Here is a 23,157-nt window from a genome sequence, read left to right as displayed (position 1 = left end):
AATTATAGCGATGCCAAAGTCTCGTTAAACAAAGCGCTTGGACGCATTGCTTTCTTAGCCAATTCTTCATCAGCATAGTAGTAGCCTTTAATGTCTACTGGCTTGCCTTGAGCTTGGTTAAGTTCTTTAACGATGGCTTCTTCGTTCTCTTTTAGCTTTTGCGCGAATGGTGTAAATTGCGCTTTTAGCTCGCTATCTTTATCTTGCGCTGCAAGCTCTTCTGCCCAGTACATCGCTAGATAGAAGTGGCTACCACGGTTGTCGAGCTCGCCAGTTTTACGTGATGGCGACTTATCGTTTAGTAGCAGTTTTTCTGTTGCTGTATCTAGCGTGTCTGCCAAGATTTGAGCTTTAGCATTGTTGTCATTGTTTGCTAAATGCTCCAAAGATACCGTCAAGGCCAAGAACTCACCAAGTGAATCCCAACGTAGATGGTTTTCTTCTGTCAGCTGCTCAACATGCTTTGGTGCAGAACCACCAGCGCCAGTTTCAAACAAACCGCCGCCTTTCATTAATGGTACAACTGATAGCATCTTGGCACTGGTACCTAGCTCTAGAATAGGGAACAAGTCAGTTAGGTAATCGCGTAGGATGTTACCAGTCGCAGAGATAGTATCTAGACCACGAGCAACGCGCTCTAGGGTATAACGCATCGCACGAACCTGAGACATAATCTCGATATGTAAGCCAGTAGTATCATGATCTTTTAGATACGTTCTAACTTTTTTGATTAGCTCGTTCTCATGTGGACGGTATGGGTCTAACCAGAAGATAACAGGCGTATCTGATTCACGAGCACGGCGTACGGCAAGTTTTACCCAGTCTTGGATAGGCTCATCTTTAACCTGACACATGCGCCAGATATCACCTTTCTCAACACGTTTTTCGAGTAGCACTTCATCAGTATCAATGTCGACGATGCGTGCAATACCAGCATCGCTAGACTCAAAAGTCTTGTCGTGCGAGCCATATTCTTCAGCTTTTTGAGCCATTAGGCCAACGTTAGGAACGGTACCCATGGTCTTTGGATCAAAGTTACCATGCCATTTGCAGAAGTTGATCATTTCTTGGTAAATACGCGCAAAGGTAGACTCTGGCATGACGGCTTTACAGTCATACATTTTGCCATCAGCACCCCACATTTTACCACCTGAACGAATCATCGCTGGCATAGAAGCATCAACGATTACATCACTTGGAGAATGGAAGTTGGTGATACCTTTTGAAGAGTCAACCATGGCCAGACGTGGGCGATGCTCTTGACACGCATGCAAGTCGCGCTCAATCTCTTCACGCTGAGAGGCTGGCAAAGTGGCAATTTTGTCGTACAAGTCAGCCATACCGTTGTTGACGTTGATACCTAGCTCATCAAAGAATGCGCCATGTTTTTCAAAGGCTTCTTTATAGTAGATTCTAACTGCATGACCGAAGACGATAGGATGCGAGACCTTCATCATGGTTGCTTTCACGTGTAACGAGAACAAGATACCAGCTTCGCGGCAATCTTCCATTTCACGCTCATAAAACTCTAATAGTGCTTTTTTGCTCATGACCATCAGATCGATGACTTCTTTATCAAGCAAAGCAATTTTAGGCTTTAATACTTTTTGAGTACCGTCATCAAGTAACAACTCCATACGTACTGTACGAGCTTTATCTAATGTCATAGATTGCTCGCCATCGTAGAAGTCGCCGCCATGCATGTGTGATACGTGCGTGCTTGACCATTGCTTCCATTCACCCATAGAGTGTGGATGCTTACGTGCATAGTTTTTAACTGCTTTAGGCGCGCGGCGATCTGAGTTACCTTCACGCAGTACTGGGTTCACTGAACTGCCTAAGCTTTTGCCATAGCGCTTGCGTAGCTCTTTTTCTTCGTCAGTTTGTGGATCTTCTGGGAAGTTAGGGATGGCATAGCCTTTGCTCTGTAGCTCTTTGATAGCAGCTTTTAACTGCTGTACAGAAGCACTGATGTTTGGCAGTTTGATGATGTTAGTATTTGGATCTTGAGTCAGACGACCTAGCTCAGCTAAGTTGTCAGGAACACGTTGCTCTTCGGTCAAGTATTCAGGGAATTCGGCCAATATACGCGCTGCAACAGAGATATCGCTGGTTTCAACTTCAACGCCTGCCGTTTTAGTGAATGCTTCGACAATAGGTAAGAACGACAGAGTCGCCAGCGCTGGGGCTTCGTCAGTTTTTGTATAAATAATTTTTGACATTTTAGTTAGATCTTCCTTTAGGCTGTAGTTAATAATAAAGCTCAAATATAGTGTTGAATATGCGTCAATGATACTATGCAATAATCCATGATATGGTTAGAACAAGTACTTCATATGTAGCTTCTTAGAAATTTTTAAGACAGGTCAGACATTTTCTTTTAATAATATTCATGAAAAAAGCATTTAAAGGCAACACATTAACGGTCGGTGCAAAACTGCCTAAAAATAAATCACTGACGCTACATTATAATCAATCCACTATAAATCCGATAGGATGTCAATCGTATACCATGAACTAAGTATACTGTTTTAGCTCGTATCCTATGGTTTCGAATTATACTAAGCTAATAACAACCTTATTCTACCAGTCATCGGCTTCGATATCATCTTTTCCATACAACTACTGTTTTTTCATGACGTTTTATATTGATCTTACTGCCCATGAGCGCATTCTTACAAACCACCCGCGTTATCGTTGGTGGTTTTCTATTGGGTGCGGATAAGTTTTTGCAAATTGTGACAGCAATGACGTAAAAATTTGCTAGTCTAGGTCATCAATAGATTGGTTATCGATAAATATATCGCGATTATAATAGTGACGGTGAATATGAGTTTAGAGTATGCGCTGATTAATGATGCCAGCTGGCAGAGCCAAACAGAGTGGCAGACGCCAGATACCCCTTTTATGTCATTTGCTTTTTGGCAAGCGCTGACTGACACCGGAGCCATTGGTGAGCAGGCAGGGTGGCTACCGATATTTATTTTGGTACATCGTGTCACAGACTATGCCGATAGTGAAGATAGCACCGATACCTTAGTAGACAGCGCGGCAGAAAATGCATTGCAACCTGTGGCCGTCATGCCAGTGTTTATAAAAGGTCATCATCGTGGTGAGTTTGTATTTGATCATGCATGGGCTGAAGCTTATGCACGCTATGGCGTTGATTATTATCCGCGATTGGTCACTAGCGCACCATATACACCGATTACCGGTCAAAGAATTTGGTTGGCAAAAGGTGAAACCTTAAATGAAGATATTCTCAAAACAGCCATCGCAGGTATCGATGATATCGCTCAACAAGTGGGTGCCTCAAGCTGGCATGGACTGTTTGTGACACCTGAGCTTGCCTCTATCGTCACCACATCTATGCCAACTGAAATTGATGTAGAGCTTGCGATAGCGGCTCAAGAAAATGGCGTAGAGTCAGCTGCTATTGAGCTACCGATATTTGAGCGTCAAGGCTGCCAGTTCTTATGGCAAAACAAAGACTTACTTAATGACAGTAAGCCATTTGCAGATTTTGATGCGTTTTTGATGACCTTAAAAGCCAAAAAGCGTAAAACCATTCGGGCTGAGCGCCGTAAAGTTGCCGAGCAAGGCATTATTTGCCAGCGAAAATGCGGCGATGCTATTAGCGATGCTGATTGGAAGGCTTTTTATCACTGTTATGTGATGACCTATGCAGTACGCGGACAACAACCTTATTTGACGATAGATTTTTTTATGGCATTGGCAGTGAGCATGCCTGAGCATATAATGCTTGCACAAGCACTCGACGCCAGTGGTGAGATTATCGCGAGTAGTTTGTTCTTATATGACAGACCTGATAGCGACAAGGCTGATGGTGACAATGTTGGTGGCGATAATAATGCCACCTTATATGGTCGTTACTGGGGTGCGCTCGGTGAATATGACAGCTTGCATTTTGAGCTGTGTTATTACCAAGGTATCGAGTTTGCTATTGAGCAAGGATTGATATCTTTTGATCCTGGTACGCAAGGCGAGCATAAGCTAGTACGTGGTTTTGTCCCAACGACGACACATTCTATCCACCGTATCTATGATCCGCGTTTTGTACCGGCGATTGGCGATTTTTGTGCTAGAGATCGGATGCATATGGCGCAGTATCGTCAGCAGGCTTTTGAAGCTCTGCCTTTTAATGCTGACAATATGCCTGAATTTGATGATAGTGACTCATAGCATTGGTTCATAACGGTAATCAGCTGTGACTCACTCTGCTTTTATCTGCAAGCACCTTTTAACTATCAAACATCCTATAAAAAATACTAGCCATAAACTATGACCAGCAATTCTTTTAGTTCTACCAGTGGCCTACCTCCTACTGAACTCTTACCTTGGTTAAATGCTGAAGGCTCTCTCACTGCTATATTAGAAGAGAAGGCAGGGCAGCCGCTGCGCGTAAAACGCAGCTTTGAAGGCTATCGTTCGCTGACTCTAGGTCAAAAAAAGCAGCTGGGTATACAAGGCATGATGCTAAATCGTCCAATGCTGGCATGGATACGGGAAGTGCAGCTATATGGCAATGATGAAATGCCATGGGTGCAAGCACAGAGTATCTTTCCTTTAAACAGTTTAAAAGGTCAGTCGCGTCGTCTTCAGCATCTGAAAAACACACCTATCGGCTACGTTTTATTTAAGCGTCGCCGTACCTTGCCAAATGAGCGTTTTATCAGTCATACGAGTAACGGTTGGCAACGACAAACGCGTTATGACTGGAATGGTCGTAAGATAATGATCAGTGAAACGTTCCTACCTGCGTTTTTATCTAGCCACATTTAAAAATATTTTATGCCTAAAACAGCATAAAAGTGCAAGTAAGAGAAAAAATTCAGCGGGTAAATCCTTTATTTTATTGGCTATTTATCTGTGTTATATAGTCATTTAATTCCCTCATCTTAAGGTGAGGTTTTTTTGCGCTCACAGCACAAATTTTCATGTTACACTTAATCTTTCGCGATGATATCGATGCAAATGTACATCGATTTTATTGACGAATCAGTCAAGTTAATAACAGGTCAGTCGCCTGTATTTATTCTTATTTCAATCTTTGCTAATAGACTCCATTCACAATAAGGGTCAGACCATAAAACAGACTGCAGAAAAACAGCGTGCAGAGGTATCAAGCGTACTTCGAGCGACGTTGACGCAGTAGTTGTTTTATTGTGGGCAGGCTATAAGCTTCTTTTCAATGACGTTTTTTAATGACAGTCACTACTTAGGACATCACTATGTTTAAAGATATTTCTATCAAAGATTTTGATCCAGTACTTGCTGAAGCGATGGCCGCAGAAAGCGTTCGTCAAGAAAACCACATCGAGCTTATCGCCTCTGAAAACTACTGCTCACAAGCAGTGATGGAAGCACAAGGTACTGACCTTACCAATAAATACGCAGAAGGCTATCCTGGAAAGCGTTATTATGGTGGTTGTGAGCATGTGGACGTAGTTGAGCAATTGGCTATTGACCGCGCTAAAGAGTTGTTCGGTGCAGAGTATGTGAACGTTCAGCCGCATTCTGGTAGCCAAGCAAACTCAGCCGTATTTTTAGCATTGCTAGAAGCAAATGACACTGTACTAGGCATGAGCCTAGATGCGGGTGGTCACTTGACGCATGGCGCACATATCAACTTCTCAGGTTTGAACTACAATGCCGTACAGTACGGATTGGTAGATGGCACTGGCCTGATTGATTATGACCAAGTAGAGAGCTTGGCGCGTGAGCATAAGCCAAAAATGATCATCGCGGGTTTTTCAGCATATTCACAAGTAGTTGATTGGCAGCGTTTCCGTGACATCGCGGACGAAGTAGGCGCGTATCTATTGGTCGATATGGCTCACGTTGCAGGCTTGGTTGCTGGCGGTGTTTATCCAAACCCAGTACCTTTTGCTGATGTGGTTACGACGACGACGCACAAAACCCTACGTGGCCCACGCTCAGGTATGATTTTGGCACGTGATGAAGTACTGGCTAAAAAGCTAAACTCAGCTGTATTCCCAGGCAACCAAGGTGGCCCGTTGATGCATGTTATCGCTGCAAAAGCGGTTTGCTTTAAAGAAGCGTTAGAAGATAACTTCAAAACGTATCAGCAGCAAGTAGTGAAAAATGCGCAAGCGATGGCAAAAGTGGTTCAAGAGCGCGGCTATGAAGTCATCTCTGGTGGTACTGAAAACCATCTAATGCTGATCAGTCTCGTTAAGCAAGAAATGACGGGTAAAGAAGCAGACAAATGGCTTGGTGAAGCACACATCACTGTCAACAAAAATGCTGTACCAAACGATCCAAAATCACCATTCGTGACTTCTGGTATCCGTATCGGTACGCCAGCGATTACTACTCGCGGTTTCAACGAAGCACAAGCGGGTGAATTGGCAGGTTGGATCTGTGACGTACTAGACAGTCGCGGTGATGAAGCGGTTGCTACTGAAGTACGCGCTAAAGTAGAAGCGATTTGTGCAGAATTACCAGTCTATGCTAAAAATCAGTAAACTTTAGAATGGTAATAAAAAAACCGCTAAGCTTTTGCTTAGCGGTTTTTTTGTTATTGCTCTCTATAAATATTAGAGTATTTAACGCAAACCTATATCAGTATTGCTATTTAGCTCTTTTTAATTATATTTCAGTCTGTTATTTAACCTGAAGATTACTACCGACATTTTTCGATAAATGTAGCGAGCTTGACTGAGTTTCGCTATTAGTTTTAAAGAGCTAAGTTGATGTTTAATTAAGAAAAATGTGTAAATTTTTTTGTCTATATAAAAATATTAGTATATAGTCAGTATTGAACATTTAGTAATAATACTAATACAAATTATAATAAATAATTACACTTTGTATTAGTATCGCTGTAATTGATTGAATAATTATATAAATGTTATTTTCACTAAAGGGATTTACATGAAAAAATAATCTTTAGTCGCAACGATGCTATTACTCAGCACGACTCTTGCGCAAGCAGCAGAACAATCAGGTTTAGCAGCATTTGGAGCAGGTCTCGATGGCTTTATGGCCAATATATTTGGCTGGTTCGTCGACCTTATTTTCTTTTCAGTACCTCTTGGAGACGTCAGCTTCCCCCTCATTGTGGGTTTGTTATTAGTTGCCGCACTCGTATTCACTTTTTACTTTGGATTTATTCAGTTTCGTCAAATAGGCTTGTCTCTAGATATTGTCAGAGGCAAATATACCGATCCAAATTCCGCCAATAAAGAAGAAGGCGAGGTCAGCCATTTTCAAGCCTTAGCTACTGCTCTATCAGGTACCGTTGGTCTTGGTAACATCGCAGGCGTTGGTGCAGCGCTTGCTATTGGTGGACCTGGCGCTACCTTTTGGATGATTATGGTCGGCCTATTCGGTATGGCGACTAAGTTTGTAGAATGTACGCTAGGTGTCAAATACCGTACGGTACTACCATCTGGCGTCGTATCAGGTGGCCCTATGTACTACCTAAGCCGCGGTATGGCTGAACGTGGTATGGGCGGATTAGGTAAGTTTCTGGCTGTTGGTTTTGCCCTTAAGTGTATATTGGCGACCTTTGGTGCCGGTAACATGTTCCAGGGTAACCAAGCCTTTGCAGTCATGAGCTCTACTTTTAGCATTCCAACGGACTACAGTGTATTCTTTGGTATTGGCTTAGCGTTTTTAGTCGGTATGGTTATCATTGGTGGTATGCCGCGCATCGCAACCGTTACCGAAAAAGTCGTACCCTTTATGGCCTTGTTATACATTACTATGGCGGTAATCGTACTAATTGCTAACTTTAATCATATCGGTGCTGCATTTGGCGAGATTTTATCGGGTGCCTTCACTGGTGCTGGTGTGGCTGGTGGTTTTATTGGCGCATTGATTCAAGGTTTGAAACGTGCCACTTTCTCTAACGAAGCGGGTGTTGGTTCAGCCGCTATTGCTCACTCAGCAGTAAAAACCAAAGAGCCTGCTACTGAAGGTCTAGTAGCGCTATTAGAGCCTTTCATTGATACGGTTGTTATCTGTACGATGACGGCGCTTGTTATTACTATCTCTGGGGTAAATACTGCCGCAAACTTACAAACCCAAGCGCTTACTGGTGTGGATCTAACCCGTGCAGCCTTTATGGAAACGGCGCCTATTTTCCAGTATTTCCTAGCTGTCGCAGTATTGTTGTTTGCTTTCTCAACGATGATTTCATGGTCATATTACGGTCTAAAAGCTTGGACTTACCTCTTCGGTGAAGGTAAAGGCGGCGAGATGATATACAAACTTATCTTCTTAATCTTCGTTGTTATCGGTACCATCGTACAGTTTAGCTTCGTTATCGACTTCTCAGATGCGGCTCTGTTCGCTATGGCTATCTTTAACATCATCGGCCTATACTTCTTGATGCCAATTGTGAAAAGAGAAGTTAATTCTTTCATAGCTCGTGTGAAAAGTGGCGAAATTAAAAAGTATAAATAATAGGTTTGATTGAACATTCTATTATAACTTGATAATTAAAAAAGCCCGCCAAGATGTGTCTTGGCGGGCTTTTCGATGGTGGGCATTTGTTATTTACTAAATAGCTATTAAGTTCTGATCTGTAACAGCATCAGCCTACATAAACGGCAACTTCGTAAAAATCTGCAATATCGTGGCATTGACGATATCAACAAAGAACGCACCTACCATCGGTACGATTAGGAATGCTTTAGGTGAAGGCAAATAGCGATCAGTGACTGCCTGCATATTTGCAATTGCAGTCGGGGTCGCACCCATACCAAAACCACAATGCCCCGCTGATAATACAGCTGCGTCGTAGTCTTTACCCATAATTTTAAAGGTAATGAGGTAAACGTAGATAATCATAATGATGGTCTGTACAACCAATATAATTAGTACAGGGCCTGCCAAGTCGGTCAATTGCCAAAGTTTTAAAGACAACAATGCCATTGCTAAAAATAGACTTAAAGACGCATTACCAAGTACATCAATCGAGCGGTCAAACATATCAAAATTGAAAACCATCGTCAGCACATTTCGAATGATGACACCGCCTGCCAGTGCCCATACGAACGTAGGCAGCTCAAACCATGTACCTTCAGCAACGATGGCCATCACATCGGCAAAAGCCAAAGCACCTGCGAATAGTGCCAAGGTTTCGATAGTAGAAGAAGCGGTGATAAAGCGCATGCTATCAGGCCTTTCAAAGATATCTTTATTACTACCTGCAGACTCCTCATCGTGTTTGGTGCTATATAACGACTGCGCACCAGCAACTTTTTCGATATCGCTAGGATCAGGGTTGGCTGGCGTTGGTTTTAGGCCAAGTCGATTAATCAAGCGACGGGCAACAGGACCGCCAACGATACCACCCGCGACCAAACCATAAGTAGCAACCGCGATACCCAATGTAGTCGCACCGACTACACCGTAGTCTTGTTCTAGCGTGATTCCCCAAGCGCCTGCTGTACCATGACCACCCGTTAGAGCGATAGACCCTGTCACTAGACCGAGCAAAGGATCAAGTCCCAATGCACTTGCCATGGCCACACCAACGATGTCCTGCAATACAATAAACACTGAAACAACGATAGTAAAAATTAGTAATGGTGTGCCGCCTGCTTTTAATCGACTAAAATCAGCGCTCAGACCGATGGAGGCAAAGAACATCAACATGGTGGCGGTCTGTAGTCCTTGATGAAAGTTAAAACTATATCCCCAAACCATATTGAGAGCATAGACAACAATCGCCGCGACCAGACCACCAGCAACCGGTTCTGGAATATTAAAGTCTTCTAAAAACTTGACTCTCCGCACCAAAAACCGCCCAAGCAGCAGCACTAAGGTGGCCAATATCAGGGTGTAATAACCGTTTAAGGTAATCTCCATAGGTTAATCCTTTCTATAAAATAAATTAACCTGAATTCGGGATAAATATGGCTTTATCTCGAATTCAGGTTTCTATGATGACGAATAATTATCGGTGACTATCGGCGGTCGGGCTTGCAATATAGGCTTTCAACGACTAACTTTCTAACTTATAAGCTTCATCCTCAGATGGCACGATGATCCACAATTGTGGTTTGCCAAATTCTCTAAAGGCATCCTCAATGATGCTTTTAAAGACATTGAAGTCCTCAGTATTTATCCTTTTGACGTCTGTTAAATCAAGCCTTAAATGAACTGCCTCACTGTCTGTTAGACAATCCCATGCACTGTCCCAGTTGTGTGAAAAATAACTAGGAAAGTCACAGGCCTTGGCCAAACTCGTCAATAACTCAGTTTTCTCGAGCGTGTCACCTACGGCTATAGTAACAGCCTGCGCAGGAATGCTAGTACCCAGTGCTGTACCGTTTTGGTTAATGTGGCCTTGATTAACATGGCTTTGATTAACGTAGTGGATTGCTTGGTTCATACTTTCTCGATTCATATCGGCTTTGTCCGTATTCGCTTGTTTCATATCAGCTCGTTTCATATTAAGGCACCTGTAGCCTTTGGAAACTATCATAGTGGTTGATAGTCAAGTAATAGACAGTAGGTGGGTTACCACCTGTGACGATACGCCGTGCGCCGCGATGAGAGACACCAGGGGTGGGTACAGTATATTCGCGGTAGTAGCCTTGTGACTGGGCGGGCAGTCTGCCTTCACGGTTATAAAACGTCGTGCCATCTTTATTTGGATACGGAAAAGGGCCGCCTTGCTGAATAAGCGCAATCGTATTATCGACCTGTGCGTCACCCGTTATACCAGCAGTAGTGGTTTGGCTCGTACTATTAGTGACGTCTTGCGATACCGTTGTCGACTCGATGCTATCAGCAAACAATGTCGAATTTAAATCACCAAAAAAATAGAAAGCGACGGCGATGATAGCGATAAGGCTAAATAGCGTAGAGCCTAAGCTTCTTTTATTGGGTCTACCGTTTTGACTGCTACGATTTGAGTTACGAGTGCGTTGATTGCTATTTCTATTAGCATTAGTAGGGGTATAGCTTGGAACATCTGATGCAGTATCTTGGTCAAGGCTCAACGAAGATGAGGTCACTTCAGTGGCTCTCAATTGATTTTTGTCGTTACGGGCACTGTTAAAATAGACACTTTGTCCAACCGTTATAGGCTTCGCCAGTCTTGCTTTGCTAATATGAAAGAACACATCTTCACTTTGATTATCTACATCGATAAAGCCATAGCCTTTATCTTCATTCCAGTGCTTAATCTTGCCACTTTGCATAGTCGTACCGCTCCCTATAATTTAAATGCATTGACTAAAATATTTATGATTTAAACGAAGAAACGCCAGCATAATTGCTGACGTTTCTGATTACTCGTTTTGATAGTCGATGCTAGTATGATTAAGCACGGGTTTCGCCGTGACCATAAACAATCCATTTCTGTGAAGTCAGACCTTCGAGACCGACAGGGCCGCGCGCATGGATTTTGTCTGTCGAAATACCAATTTCAGCACCGAGACCGTATTCAAAACCATCAGCAAAACGGCTAGAGGCGTTAATCATAACGCTGGCCGAGTCCACTTCACGGATAAAGCGTTGCGACTTGGTATAGTTATCAGTGATGATGACATCGGTATGATGGCTGCCGTGCGTATTGATATGCTCAATCGCCTCATCAATACCTGAGACCACTTTTACCGCTAGGATAGGAGCTAAATATTCAGTATCCCAATCTTCAGAGGTGGCAGCTGATAGATGACCTTTAAGCTTAGCATTTTCATTTAGGATAGCTTGTGACTTGTCATCAAGGCGTAGTTGCATTGCGTCATCAGCAACGATGATGGCTTCTGCAATTTTAGGCAATAGCTCATCTGCGACTGTTTCATCGACCAGTAGCGTCTCCATCGTGTTACAAGTGCCGTAGCGATGCGTTTTGGCATTGACGCTGACCTTAATCGCAATCTCAGGATCCGCATCACTATCGATAAAGGTATGGCAATTACCGTCTAAATGCTTAATTACAGGTACTTTGGCATCGTTGCTAATACGCGCAATCAGACCTTTACCGCCACGTGGTACGATGACATCGACATATTCAGTCATGGTAATCAGCTCACCAACGGCTGCACGATCGGTCGTTTGTAGCACTTGTACACTATGTTCCGATAGATCAGTATGACTAAGTCCTTTAATGATACATTTGGCAATCGCTTGGTTAGATTCAAATGCTTCAGAACCACCGCGCAAGATAATAGCATTGCCTGATTTGAGTGCCAGTGAGGCAGCCTCTAAAGTCACATTAGGGCGCGACTCATAAATCATACCGACCACACCAAGTGGCACCCGCATTTTGCCCAAATGAATACCCGATGGCTGATAGGTCATGTCAGTGACTTCACCGATTGGATCAGGAAGGCCAGCGACGTCTTTAAGACCTTGTAGCATACCGTTAAATCGTGCTTCGTTTAGCTCCAAGCGATCGAGGAGTGCGCTATCAAGATTGTTTTTTTGACCGTTGTCCATATCGATTTTATTTGCAGCCAAGATGTCTTGTTTGGCATTGACCAGCTCATCATGAATGGCCAAAAGTGCTGAATTTTTATCGCCAGTGTTGGCAGCAGCCAGCGCGCGAGAAGCGGCTCTTGCTTGCTTGCCGACAGACTGCATATAGGTCGTAATATCCGTAGTATTCGATTGACTCATAAATTATTTTCCTTATGTGATACAGGTTTTTTATAACTAAAAGCGCCCAGTTTTATATAGGTAAAAGTACCTAAAAAGGCGAAAAATGTCGCAAAAAAAGAAGTTTTGAATGCCTACTGAAATAGCGATAGGTCATTATGCTATTTAACATAGAGCAGATTGAGACGATAGTAAAGATGATTTTGTGAACAGAATCCGCTTTGCAGCGCTCTTGTAAGGGCTTATTCAGAGTAATATTGCTCGTGCTAAGCAGTATTTATTTAAGATAATCGCGTTATCAGTACTACACTATATCTTTACGTGTTTTTAACAGAATTGCGCTGTAAATACTAAGGTAGCCGCGAGATATCCTCAGTATAGTAAGCATTAAAACAGCAAGGCTATCAGTAGATAGTACTTAATCTTATTATGATGAGTGATGGAGAACGAACATGGCTACGAAAAATACAACTTATAAAAATTGGTTAACGGTTGGCTTGGTAGCAGGTGCTCTAGCATTAGGCGCTTGTAGCAAAAAAGACGACACACCGATGGAAACTGACGCTGATACTACTGTAGACGCTCAAACCTCTGTAGAAGAAAGTGCAACAGCGAGTGACAATGACGATGTGGCCGTTGCTAGTGCCGATGATGAGGGTATGGACGTTACCAATAACGATGATGTGGCAGTGGCGACAGCAGAAGATGCGGATATGATGGACGGTACTGAAGACTCAGAGCATGTATCGACGTACTAATCGCATATTATAGAATGCACTAGCTACATATTAGATGTACTAAGCACATACTATAAATAGGCAGTTATCAGATAACACAACGTCTCGTATTCTAAAGTGATAAAATAAAGCCCAGAGCGATAAATGCAGTCTGGGCTTTTTTGTACTCCGGTTTATTAGAAGCTGATTAACCCGTTGGTTAAATACAATATTTGCCTTTTTACTGCGTAATAAGAGACAATATGGCATTTTTCTCTTTGCCTCATCAGGCATATTACGATAATGCCTCTAGATGCTTGTACTATATATAGATATAGCTCTTATTTTATTCGTGTTTTCACTCATATTTATTGGAAGTCTGCTGAACCATGCTTGATACTGCAAAAAACCCGACTCGGCCTATCGCCCTAGACTTACAAGACATCCATAAAAGCTACGGCTCATTAGAGGTATTGAAAGGGGTATCCTTGACTGCCTATGATGGCGATGTTATCTCTATTTTGGGCTCATCTGGCTCAGGTAAGTCGACGTTGCTGCGTTGTATTAATCTTCTTGAAAACCCCAATCATGGCCGTATCTTGATTGGTAATGAAGAGCTAATGCTAAAACCTGCCAAATCAGGTGAGCTACAAGCAGCAGACGTGAAGCAATTAGAAAGCTTGCGCGCACGCGTCGGGTTTGTCTTTCAGAACTTCAACCTGTGGCCGCATAAGACCATTCTGCAAAACATCATCGAAGGGCCAACGCAGGTCTTAAAGATTAAAAAAGACCAAGCAATTAGCGATGCAGAAAAGCTGCTCGATAAAGTCGGCCTGCTCGACAAAAAAGATGCTTATCCTGCCAACTTATCTGGTGGTCAGCGTCAGCGTGTCGCAATCGCCCGTGCGCTTGCTATGCAGCCACAAGTCCTATTGTTTGATGAACCAACCTCTGCGCTAGATCCTGAACTGGTCAACGAAGTGCTTGCGGTAATGCGCGAGCTAGCAGAAGAGGGACGTACGATGCTTATCGTTACTCACGAAATGCGCTTTGCCCGTGAAGTATCAAGCAAAGTCGTCTTTTTACATCAAGGTGTGGTTGAAGAAATTGGCACACCTGAGCAAGTCTTTGATAACCCTACCTCTGAGCGCGTTAAAGACTTTATGGCATCACATCGTCCTACTTAGTTATTAATTATTAGTTTTTTGCTTAATATCATGTCTAATACAGATGGTGGCAACACGTTTGCCACCATTTGCCCTGCCAAATGTAAAATCACTGTAACGTAACCATTGTTGACTGTTTATTGCCCAATGATAACTATGAGTATGCAAAACGTTTGTTTTTGATATTTTACTCAGGTATTATCAAAAGGTTTATAGGCCGTCACGTCTCGCGGCTGTCTGTTATTCTGCTATCTATATTGCTTGTCTGGCAGGGACGTCAGAGAACAAAATATCAGAACCCTAAGTCAGAAAATCCTGTCGAAAACTTATGTAAAACCCATCAGAATTTAAGGAACGTATGATGTCGAATTCTCGCCTATTGTGGTCATCGATGACCGTTACTGCTGCATTGATGTTGAGCGCTTGTAGCCAACCTGCCGATGAAACTACCGATACCAACGCTGACGCCCCTGCAGCAGAAACCACTGGTAAAACCATTCGTATCGCTACCGAAGGCGCTTACCCTCCATTCAACTACACCAACGCCGACGGCAGCTTGGCAGGTTTTGATATCGATGTTGCCAATGCCTTGTGTGATCAAATGCAAGCCAAGTGTGAAATCGTTGCACAGGATTGGGACGGTATTATCCCAGGTCTATTGGCACAGAAATATGATGCTGTGATCGCAGGTATGTCTATCACTGCTGAGCGTCAAGAAAAAGTTGATTTCAGCGAGCCATACTTTGCCAATACGATGGTATGGTTGACCAATACGGATGGTAGTTTTGATCCTATGACGATTAAAGACGCAACGCTTGGTGGTCAACGTTCTACTACACCAGGTGCTTATCTACAGGATAACTACGAAGGCAAAGAAGGCAACACAGTTCAGTTGTATGATAACTATGACAATGCCTATCTAGATCTAAAATCTGGTCGTAGCGATGCCGTATTGGCCGAAAAAGTTTCTGCCAAATCATGGTTAGCAGAAAACGCAGCGGGCTTCGGTATCGTTGGTGATGAAATTGATAACGATGACAATATTGCCATTGCTGTACGTAAAGGTGACTCACTCAAAGCTGACTTTGACAAAGCATTAAGCGAAATCCGTAGTAACGGTGAGCTTGCACGTCTTGAGCAAATGAACTTTGGTCAATAATGACTCACTGAAGATCTATGCTTAGAACAAGTGACGTTTGATGCGAGTAATGCTTAAAACCAAGCATGTTTCAAATAAACGGTGTTTATAAGCATAAATCAGCAAGCAGTGATTGACGATACAGCTGGTAAATATATTAAGGGATAAAACTTATGACAATTTCAATGACATCATCAATGAGCAAAAAAGCATTGTGGCTAGCACCGCTTAGCGCAGCAATGCTAATGCTGGCAGGTTGTAACAATAGCTCAGCACCAGCAGAAAATGCTGAAGCTGATACCGCTACTGAAGCGCCTTTAAATATCAAAATCGCGACAGAATCAAGCTACAAGCCTTTTAGTTATACCGATGCAGATGGCAAACTGATTGGTTACGAGATTGAGCTGGTTGACGCACTATGTGCGCAAATGAAAGCTGAGTGTGAAGTCATCTCTCAAGATTGGGATGGTTTGATTCCAGGGCTTAACGCACAGAAATTTGATGCAGCTATCGCAGGTATGTCGATCACGCCTGAGCGTAAAGAAGTGGTTGATTTCAGTGATCCTTACTTCCATAGCGGTATCATCTTGATCGGCAAAAAAGGTGATGACTTAAGCGTTGAGTCGCTAACAGGTCTACCAATTGCCTCACAGCGCTCAACTGTTGCCTCGCAATACCTACAAGACGAGCATGCAGATGCTGATATCAAACTATATGATACGCAAGACAATGCTTATCTAGATCTAACCTCAGGTCGCGTGCGCGGTATGATGTCTGACAAAGTCACAGGTATTGACTGGTTAAAAACAGACGCAGGCAAAGGCTACGAAGTTAAAGGTGAAGAAATCAGCACCAATGATGACGCAATGGGTATTGCTTTCCGTAAAGGCGATCCTTTAATTGCTAAGTTCAATGCAGCATTGGCTGAGCTAAAAGACAACGGCACCTATGATCAAATCACGGGTAGCTATTTTGGTACTAGCTCAACGGCTGCTGCGCAAAAAGCTGTGGCAACAACTGATAGTGTCGAAGAAGTAGTGGTCGCTGAAGAAGAAGCACCAGCTAACTAATACGATATCTAGCAGTTTTACTGCTGTTGTTTAAAGACGTGTTGTTTACTCAAGAAAAAACCAAGGATGATCATGAGCAACCATTGTGCCCCAATCTGTACCACGACTGGCAAATCTAACATTACTGTAGCCAGTCGTCTGTCTATGTCATTGCTCGCACTAGCGACGGCCTTTACCGTTGCTGGCTGTAGCAATAGCCAAGAGAGTGCAGCTGATACCAATCCAGAGGCTACCAAAACAACGGCAGCGTCTACAGGTGATGTATTACGCATCGGTACAGAAGGGGCCTATGCACCTTTTAACTATACCAATGCCGATGGGACACTGGGTGGTTTTGATGTTGAGATAGCAAATGCACTTTGTGCGGATATGCAGGTAACTTGTGAGATTGTGGCGCAGGACTGGGACGGTATTATCCCTGGTCTAAAAGCGGGTAAGTACGATGCAATCGTGGCCGCGATGTCCGTTACTCCAGAGCGTTCGCAGCAGGTGAGCTTTACCGATCCGTACTTTAGCAATGCCTTGGTCTTTTTGGCCAAAAAAGACAGCAGCTTTGACCCTAGTAACAACAGCGATATCGACTCGCATTCTATTGCTGCACAGCGTTCAACAATTTCATCGCAGTGGCTAGAAGATACGTATCCAAAAGCCGATATGAAGCTTTATGATACGTTGAGCAATGCGTTTTTGGATCTCGGTTCAAACCGTGTCGATGCGATGATTTCTGATAAGCTGCCTGCCATAGAATGGCTGAGCTCAAATGCTGGTAGCAAATATGCGCTAAAAGGTGATGAAATTGATATCAATGATAACTTTGCGATAGCAGTACGCCCAGGCGATCCGCTACAAGCAAAGATCAATCAGTCTCTTGCAAATATAAAAGCTAATGGTACTTACGATAAGATCAATCAAAAGTACTTTGCGATACCAGCGTCTGCAACGAGTACAGTTGATGAAGGCGCAAATACAGGTGCGGAAACAGATACAGATATTAGCGAGCAACCAGCGACAGAAAACGCTAGTTAATAGCTAACAGTAGTCAAAGATAGCAGTCAAAAAATATTGTTTTGATCAATAAAAGGATATCGCCTTCATGGTGATGTCCTTTTTTATTTATCGTTATAGCAACGAATATAGATAATAGCCGCCTATCAATTTTGCTCAAATTTAGTCGGCTTATTGTATGTCTCTAGAGGCAAGTGTCTGTTTAAGTACGGTTTAGGCGCAGCTTTTACGCGTCAGTATTAACATCACGGCGAGTGAATATGATAAAATCAGCGCTCATTTCTACTGTGTCAATTATCGCAGCGTTAATCGTATTCTTCTGACGTCATTTTTTGACGCCGACCATCCCTATTGATTTGGTATAAAATACGGTGTTTCGCCGCGTTCAGCTATTGATGCTGATTCTTTTAACTCATATTTTGCTAGGGCGTGTCTTCATTTTAAAAATGGTAATAAAAATGAGATAAATTGCAGTCAAACAAGGAAAATAGCGCAAATAATATCGAGATATTAGTCAGCTATTTGACGCCGTTTGGCAAGATTTAGCCGTTTTTAAACCATTTAGATGTCTATCAATTGAATTGAAGACATGCCCTAATTGCTAATATAAAGAGACTGAGTGGATAATCGTGTTTGACTTACAAGGATTTGGCGCGCTTTTATTAAGCGGCGCTACCGTCACCATACAGCTAGCTGTGACCAGTTTGATCATTGGTCTGGCTTTAGGCTTGCTCGGCGCAACCGCAAAGATGTCCAATATCTGGTTGCTGCGTAAACTTGCGACTGTCTATACTGCGACGATGCGCGGTATTCCTGAGCTGCTATTGGTGCTCTTTATCTATTATGGCGGCTCTATCTTATTGATGAGCATCCTCAAAAAGTTTGGCTATAACGACTATGTCGAGATTAGCGCTTTTTGGGGTGGTGTCATGGCACTGTCTATTGCTTTTGGTGCGTATGCGACTGAAATTTTTCGCATGTCCATTCAAGAGATTCCAGTAGGGCAGCGAGAGGCTGCGCAAGCGATTGGTATGCGTCCTTTTCAGACTTTTTATCGCATCACTTTGCCGCAAGTGTGGCAGATTGCTTTACCAGGTTTGGGTAATCTGTTTCTGGTACTGCTCAAAGATACCGCATTGGTATCGGTCGTAGGTCTCAAAGACATCATGTATCAGTCATCGCGTGCGGCACAGTCTACACAGCAGCCATTTACCTTTTATATGGCAGCAGCGATTATTTATTTGGGTCTGACCATGTTGATTACTGGCTTTATGATGTGGCTTGAGTGGCGCGCTAATCCTGCGGCACGCTATGCCAAAAAGATAAGCCGTCAATCCACTCACAGTCAATCGACCATAGGGTAGAGGAGAGATACTATGGATTGGAATTGGCAGGTCATTTTTGACCATATCCCTGATTTACTAGGCGGCGCGGTATTGACCGTACAGTTGGTCTTGTTTTCAGGTGTGATTGGATTGCTGTTTGGTTTGGTTTTGGCGTTATTACGACTGTCTAAGAACTGGGTGGTACAGATACTACCATTCCTGTATATCTTCTTTTTTCGTGGTACGCCGCTGCTGGTACAGATATTCCTGATTTATTATGGTTTGGGTCAGTTCGAGGCCGTACGCGAGTCGTTCTTATGGGAGCCAGTACTTAGCCAAGCATATTGGTGCGCCATCATCGCCTTTACCCTGAATACCAGTGCTTATCTAGCCGAGATTATACGCGGTGCGATTCAGACGATTCCTATTGGAGAGCTTGAAGCGGCTGATGCGCTTGGCATGTCTAAATGGCAAAAGCTAACACGCGTTACGCTGCCGCGCGCATTTGGTATTGTGATTCCAGCATACAGTAACGAAGTTATCTTTATGCTAAAAGGTAGTGCGCTAGCTTCAACTATTGCATTGATGGATATCACAGGTGTTGCTCGTACGATTAGTGCGCGTACCTATACCTTGATGGAGCTATTCTTTGCCGCTGGTATCGTCTATTTATTGCTGTCGTGGGTTATCTTGTTTAGCTTTAGAATGTTTGAAAAACGTATGAACCGCCACGCCAGTTATGTACCACCGGATGTCGTGACCAACACGATTCCATAGTTAGCAGTTAGCAAATAAAAATCGTCAAAGTCACTGTAGACAATATAGTATGGACTGCTGATAAAATAGCCATCATTTACAGGGAGAGTTTAGTATGAGCCAATCGCCACACGAGTCATTAGCGAACGCCATTGCAGCTGGTGTCAATGCCGAACAGGGCGCTATCAATCATAATGAAAGATTGCGTGCTTCTATTGGTAAAGTTGTCTGTGTTGGTCGCAACTATGCGGCACATGCTGCAGAGTTGGGCAATGAAGTACCAACCACACCAATACTGTTTATGAAGCCTGCGTCTTCAGTGGTTTCTATCCGTGGTGATGTGGTTCGCCCAAGTCCAGAGTTATTTGGCGAGACTCACTACGAGGCCGAGCTATGTATTCAGTTATCAGCTGACTTATCTATGGCGACAATTGAGCAGGCTCAGCAAGCGATTGGTGGCGTGACATTGGGGCTAGATCTGACCTTGCGTGATCTGCAAAGCAAGCTAAAAGAAAAAGGTCATCCGTGGGAGCGTGCTAAGTGTTTTGACGGAGCTTGTGTACTTGCTGATTGGCTCGACCCGCAAGCGTTTGGTAATCTGCAGAGTGTACAGTATCAGCTATTTATCAATGATAAATTAACGCAAGATGGTGATAGTGCTTTAATGCTATTTCCTGTCTATGAATTGCTGGTCAATATCAGTCACGCCTTTAGCTTGCAAGCAAAGGATGTAATTATGACTGGTACGCCAAGCGGCGTTGGTGTGTTGCAAGCAGGCGATCAGCTTAAACTAAAACTGGGTGCTCATGAGTGGGTGTCGCAAGTACAGTAAGCTTGATTGCAATAACAAACGCATATTAAAAACCCCGAGCAATTGCTTGGGGTTTTTGCTTTTAAGCCTTTATATTTACTTTTTGACTTTGCTAACTGCCAAACAACTCTAACTATCTAACCATTCTATTTTTCAATAATCGTCAGTACAGTCGATTGTCATCAGTTTGTCACCTATTGTTCAGCGTGCTGTCATAAAGGTTGAGTAGACTTAAGCGGAATTCGTATTTTTGTGGTCGTAATTATAAAGCCGCGATCAACTCTCTGCCAATCTAGCCTAATAGCAAGGTGACTGATAATGACATTATTGAACAATGAGCGAACGCTTGCCCACGAAGTGGTTGAAGACTCAAATCCTACTAATAATACTGACTTTCAGACGATTATCAATCGTCGATTGAATCGCCGTAGTATCCTAAAAGGTGGCACAGGGTTGACGGCTGCTGCGTTTTTTGGCGCATTACCTTTGGTCGGTTGTAGTGAAGACGATGATAGCAGTATTGTTGGTAATGACGATAATGCCGCTATCCCTGCACAAGGTGATCTAAAGCGTCCTGATACCCTAAAGTTTGAGGCAGTCGCGCACTCAACTGCTGAGACGATGACGGTCGCAGACGGCTATAAAGCAGAAATAATCTTGCCGCTTGGTACACCGCTGATGCCTGGTCTAGACGACTGGCGCGATAACCGTGAAAATTCAGCCGAGTCGTTTGAATGGCGCATGGGCGACAACCATGATGGCATGTGGTTCTTTGGCAAAAAAGGCAATGCGTACGATGCCAAAGCCCCAGAGAATGGCCTACTGGTTATGAATCATGAATACGTAAATAGTGAGGAGTTAAGCCCGTTTGGGTATGATGTCACTCAAGATAACGATGCTGCGCCTATCTTTCAAAACCGTCGTCTCGCAAGCGACGTGCGCCGTGAAGTCAACTGCCATGGTGTGGCAGTGGTTGAGATGAAGCGCCGCGCAAATGGCATGGGCTATGAGATGGTGCCTGATTCAAAATACAATCGTAGGCTTACCAGCAGCACGACCGCGCAATTAGCTGGTCCTGTGGCAGGCTCAGATCTGGTCAAGACCAAGTTTGATCCAACAGGCTTTCAGACTCGCGGTATTAATAACAACTGCGGCGCAGGATTATCACCTTGGGGTACTTATCTGACCACAGAAGAAAACTTTTTAGGTGTGTTTGCGCGTGGACAAGATGCCAGTCAATTGAGTGCTGGCGATAACTATGCGCGCGAGCGCTATGGTGCGACCGAGAACTTCCCAGGTTGGGAGTATCTATGGCATACCCCAGAGGCAAAGGATGCCAAGATAGCAGACGAGTTCTCACGCTGGGATATGACCGCTGTTGGTGCCAGTGCTGCTGAAGATTATCGCTATGGCTTCAACACTTTTGGTTATATTACTGAGATTGACCCATTTGAACAAAACTCTATACCGCAAAAACGTACGGCAATGGGTCGATTTGCTCACGAAAACTGTGCCTATGCACCTGTGGAGCAAGGTAAGCCAGTGGTTTTTTATATGGGTGATGATGCCCGAGGTGAGTACATTTATAAGTTTGTTTCCAAAGCTACGTGGTCAAATGCAGATATCGGTGGCGGACTAAAAGCAGGTGACAAATATCTGAATGATGGCACGCTATACGTCGCTATATTTAACGAAGATGGTAGCGGTGAGTGGAAAGCACTCGTCCATGGTCAAAATGGATTGGATGCGTTTAACAGTGTGTTGCCGTTTAATGGTCAAGATGAAGTGTTGGTCTTTGCTCGTGCAGCTGCCGATGCTGCTGGTGCTACCAAGATGGATCGACCTGAATGGGTATCGGTCAGCCCTATGACAGGCGATGTCTATGTCACATTGACCAATAATAAATATCGCGGCGTACGTGACGACCAGCCTGTCTCAGCTTCTAATCCGCGTAGCTATCAATCAAACGGAAAAGCGCTTGGTAATGACAATGGCCATATCATTCGCTGGGCAGAAGCGGGCGGCGACCATGCTGCAACGAGCTTTGAGTGGGATATCTATCTGTTTGGTGCGCCAAGTGATCTATCAGCAGAGAACCTTTCTCAGCTAAATGACAATAATGACTTTTCTTCACCTGATGGGCTGTATTTTGACCCGCGCGGTGTCTTATGGATTCAGACAGATGACGGCGCTTACACCGATACCAGTAGCTGCATGTTGCTCGCGGCTCTACCAGGCAAAGTCAGTGATGGCTCGATGACGACCACATCGGCAGGGCAGTTAACCCGAGTCGGCACATCTGCTAGCAATGACAATATCAAACGATTCTTTGTCGGTCCTGAAGGATGCGAAGTAACAGGTATTACCATGGCACCAGATTTTAAGACGCTGTTTATCAATATTCAGCATCCCGGCAATACATGGGGCGCTGTCGCTGGCGGTAGTATTCCTCGCTCAGCGACTGTGATGATTACTCGCGAGGATGGTGATGTCATACTGGCAGAGTCATTTGATACGGCTGATAGCACGACATAGATAGATAAGCTGTAGGCGTATATTAGGCA

The 23,157-nt window shown here is 43.7% G+C and carries 18 protein-coding genes; 13 read left to right on the top strand and 5 right to left on the bottom strand.

Annotated features, from left to right (window positions below; genetic code table 11):
• Positions 1-2: 2 nt before the first annotated feature.
• Positions 3-2,222, bottom strand: a complete 2,220-nt coding sequence (locus tag I3249_RS06875) for an NADP-dependent isocitrate dehydrogenase (RefSeq protein ID WP_201578910.1) — start codon at positions 2,220-2,222, stop codon at positions 3-5.
• Positions 2,223-2,829: 607 nt separating this feature from the next.
• Between I3249_RS06875 and I3249_RS06870 the strand changes: the two genes are divergently transcribed.
• From I3249_RS06870 to I3249_RS06855, 4 genes are all read left to right on the top strand, one after another.
• Positions 2,830-4,203 carry a peptidogalycan biosysnthesis protein gene (locus I3249_RS06870; protein ID WP_238069244.1) on the top strand — a complete coding sequence of 458 codons (1,374 nt, stop codon included), beginning with the start codon at positions 2,830-2,832 and terminating at the stop codon, positions 4,201-4,203.
• A 99-nt stretch (positions 4,204-4,302) separates the two neighbouring features.
• Positions 4,303-4,803 carry a chorismate lyase gene (locus I3249_RS06865; RefSeq protein WP_238069243.1) on the top strand — a complete coding sequence of 167 codons (501 nt, stop codon included), beginning with the start codon at positions 4,303-4,305 and terminating at the stop codon, positions 4,801-4,803.
• Between the two features lie 449 nt (positions 4,804-5,252).
• Positions 5,253-6,509, top strand: coding sequence for a serine hydroxymethyltransferase (gene glyA, locus I3249_RS06860; protein ID WP_057758295.1), 1,257 nt, complete (start codon positions 5,253-5,255; stop codon positions 6,507-6,509).
• Between the two features lie 436 nt (positions 6,510-6,945).
• Positions 6,946-8,454 carry an alanine/glycine:cation symporter family protein gene (locus I3249_RS06855; protein WP_238069242.1) on the top strand — a complete coding sequence of 503 codons (1,509 nt, stop codon included), beginning with the start codon at positions 6,946-6,948 and terminating at the stop codon, positions 8,452-8,454.
• 135 nt (positions 8,455-8,589) lie between these two features.
• Here the strand turns inward: I3249_RS06855 and gltS are convergent, their stop codons facing one another.
• The 4 genes from gltS to I3249_RS06835 all read right to left on the bottom strand — a co-directional run bounded on the left by gltS (position 8,590) and on the right by I3249_RS06835 (position 12,627).
• Entirely contained in the window at positions 8,590-9,864 is a 1,275-nt protein-coding gene (gltS, locus tag I3249_RS06850) for a sodium/glutamate symporter (protein ID WP_238069241.1), read from the bottom strand.
• A 136-nt stretch (positions 9,865-10,000) separates the two neighbouring features.
• Positions 10,001-10,450 carry a barstar family protein gene (locus I3249_RS06845; RefSeq protein WP_238069240.1) on the bottom strand — a complete coding sequence of 150 codons (450 nt, stop codon included), beginning with the start codon at positions 10,448-10,450 and terminating at the stop codon, positions 10,001-10,003.
• A gap of 1 nt (position 10,451) precedes the next feature.
• Positions 10,452-11,204, bottom strand: a complete 753-nt coding sequence (locus I3249_RS06840; RefSeq protein ID WP_238069238.1) for a ribonuclease domain-containing protein — start codon at positions 11,202-11,204, stop codon at positions 10,452-10,454.
• A gap of 121 nt (positions 11,205-11,325) precedes the next feature.
• Positions 11,326-12,627, bottom strand: coding sequence for a glutamate-5-semialdehyde dehydrogenase (locus I3249_RS06835; protein WP_238069236.1), 1,302 nt, complete (start codon positions 12,625-12,627; stop codon positions 11,326-11,328).
• A 431-nt stretch (positions 12,628-13,058) separates the two neighbouring features.
• Here I3249_RS06835 and I3249_RS06830 point away from each other — a divergent pair, with 431 nt between their 5' ends.
• The 9 genes from I3249_RS06830 to I3249_RS06790 all read left to right on the top strand — a co-directional run bounded on the left by I3249_RS06830 (position 13,059) and on the right by I3249_RS06790 (position 23,128).
• Positions 13,059-13,364 (top strand): hypothetical protein, encoded by a 306-nt coding sequence (locus tag I3249_RS06830; protein ID WP_057758309.1) that lies wholly within the window; start codon positions 13,059-13,061, stop codon positions 13,362-13,364.
• 347 nt (positions 13,365-13,711) lie between these two features.
• Positions 13,712-14,509, top strand: coding sequence for an ATP-binding cassette domain-containing protein (locus I3249_RS06825; RefSeq protein WP_057758311.1), 798 nt, complete (start codon positions 13,712-13,714; stop codon positions 14,507-14,509).
• A gap of 337 nt (positions 14,510-14,846) precedes the next feature.
• Complete coding sequence (locus tag I3249_RS06820) at positions 14,847-15,647, top strand: transporter substrate-binding domain-containing protein (RefSeq protein WP_238069235.1); 801 nt, start codon at positions 14,847-14,849, stop codon at positions 15,645-15,647.
• Between the two features lie 152 nt (positions 15,648-15,799).
• Positions 15,800-16,696, top strand: coding sequence for a transporter substrate-binding domain-containing protein (locus I3249_RS06815; RefSeq protein ID WP_238050788.1), 897 nt, complete (start codon positions 15,800-15,802; stop codon positions 16,694-16,696).
• Between the two features lie 72 nt (positions 16,697-16,768).
• Positions 16,769-17,722 carry an ABC transporter substrate-binding protein gene (locus I3249_RS06810; RefSeq protein WP_238069233.1) on the top strand — a complete coding sequence of 318 codons (954 nt, stop codon included), beginning with the start codon at positions 16,769-16,771 and terminating at the stop codon, positions 17,720-17,722.
• Positions 17,723-18,330: 608 nt separating this feature from the next.
• A complete protein-coding gene (locus tag I3249_RS06805) occupies positions 18,331-19,065 on the top strand; it encodes an ABC transporter permease subunit (protein WP_057758316.1) in 735 nt (244 codons plus the stop codon).
• A gap of 12 nt (positions 19,066-19,077) precedes the next feature.
• Entirely contained in the window at positions 19,078-19,803 is a 726-nt protein-coding gene (locus I3249_RS06800; protein ID WP_101205569.1) for an ABC transporter permease, read from the top strand.
• A 94-nt stretch (positions 19,804-19,897) separates the two neighbouring features.
• The gene (locus tag I3249_RS06795) at positions 19,898-20,614 is read left to right on the top strand and encodes a fumarylacetoacetate hydrolase family protein (protein ID WP_238069231.1); all 717 of its coding nucleotides are present in this window, start codon (positions 19,898-19,900) and stop codon (positions 20,612-20,614) included.
• A gap of 297 nt (positions 20,615-20,911) precedes the next feature.
• Complete coding sequence (locus I3249_RS06790) at positions 20,912-23,128, top strand: PhoX family phosphatase (protein ID WP_238069230.1); 2,217 nt, start codon at positions 20,912-20,914, stop codon at positions 23,126-23,128.
• Positions 23,129-23,157: the final 29 nt, after the last annotated feature.

It is taken from the genome of Psychrobacter sp. Ps1 (assembly GCF_022129425.1).
Classification (GTDB): Bacteria; Pseudomonadota; Gammaproteobacteria; order Pseudomonadales; family Moraxellaceae; genus Psychrobacter.
This window is presented reverse-complemented; position numbering and strand designations above follow the sequence as displayed.

Bases quoted from the DNA above. Each gene is read 5' to 3' on its own strand.
- gltS (WP_238069241.1), bottom strand. From the start codon at position 9,864: ATGGAGATTACCTTAAACGGTTATTACACCCTGATATTGGCCACCTTA.
- I3249_RS06810 (WP_238069233.1), top strand. From the start codon at position 16,769: ATGAGCAACCATTGTGCCCCAATCTGTACCACGACTGGCAAATCTAAC.
- I3249_RS06800 (WP_101205569.1), top strand. From the start codon at position 19,078: ATGGATTGGAATTGGCAGGTCATTTTTGACCATATCCCTGATTTACTA.
- I3249_RS06865 (WP_238069243.1), top strand. From the start codon at position 4,303: ATGACCAGCAATTCTTTTAGTTCTACCAGTGGCCTACCTCCTACTGAA.
- I3249_RS06820 (WP_238069235.1), top strand. From the start codon at position 14,847: ATGATGTCGAATTCTCGCCTATTGTGGTCATCGATGACCGTTACTGCT.
- I3249_RS06875 (WP_201578910.1), bottom strand. From the start codon at position 2,222: ATGTCAAAAATTATTTATACAAAAACTGACGAAGCCCCAGCGCTGGCG.
- I3249_RS06830 (WP_057758309.1), top strand. From the start codon at position 13,059: ATGGCTACGAAAAATACAACTTATAAAAATTGGTTAACGGTTGGCTTG.
- I3249_RS06845 (WP_238069240.1), bottom strand. From the start codon at position 10,450: ATGAAACGAGCTGATATGAAACAAGCGAATACGGACAAAGCCGATATG.
- glyA (WP_057758295.1), top strand. From the start codon at position 5,253: ATGTTTAAAGATATTTCTATCAAAGATTTTGATCCAGTACTTGCTGAA.
- I3249_RS06840 (WP_238069238.1), bottom strand. From the start codon at position 11,204: ATGCAAAGTGGCAAGATTAAGCACTGGAATGAAGATAAAGGCTATGGC.
- I3249_RS06835 (WP_238069236.1), bottom strand. From the start codon at position 12,627: ATGAGTCAATCGAATACTACGGATATTACGACCTATATGCAGTCTGTC.
- I3249_RS06795 (WP_238069231.1), top strand. From the start codon at position 19,898: ATGAGCCAATCGCCACACGAGTCATTAGCGAACGCCATTGCAGCTGGT.
- I3249_RS06825 (WP_057758311.1), top strand. From the start codon at position 13,712: ATGCTTGATACTGCAAAAAACCCGACTCGGCCTATCGCCCTAGACTTA.
- I3249_RS06855 (WP_238069242.1), top strand. From the start codon at position 6,946: ATGCTATTACTCAGCACGACTCTTGCGCAAGCAGCAGAACAATCAGGT.
- I3249_RS06870 (WP_238069244.1), top strand. From the start codon at position 2,830: ATGAGTTTAGAGTATGCGCTGATTAATGATGCCAGCTGGCAGAGCCAA.
- I3249_RS06815 (WP_238050788.1), top strand. From the start codon at position 15,800: ATGACAATTTCAATGACATCATCAATGAGCAAAAAAGCATTGTGGCTA.
- I3249_RS06790 (WP_238069230.1), top strand. From the start codon at position 20,912: ATGACATTATTGAACAATGAGCGAACGCTTGCCCACGAAGTGGTTGAA.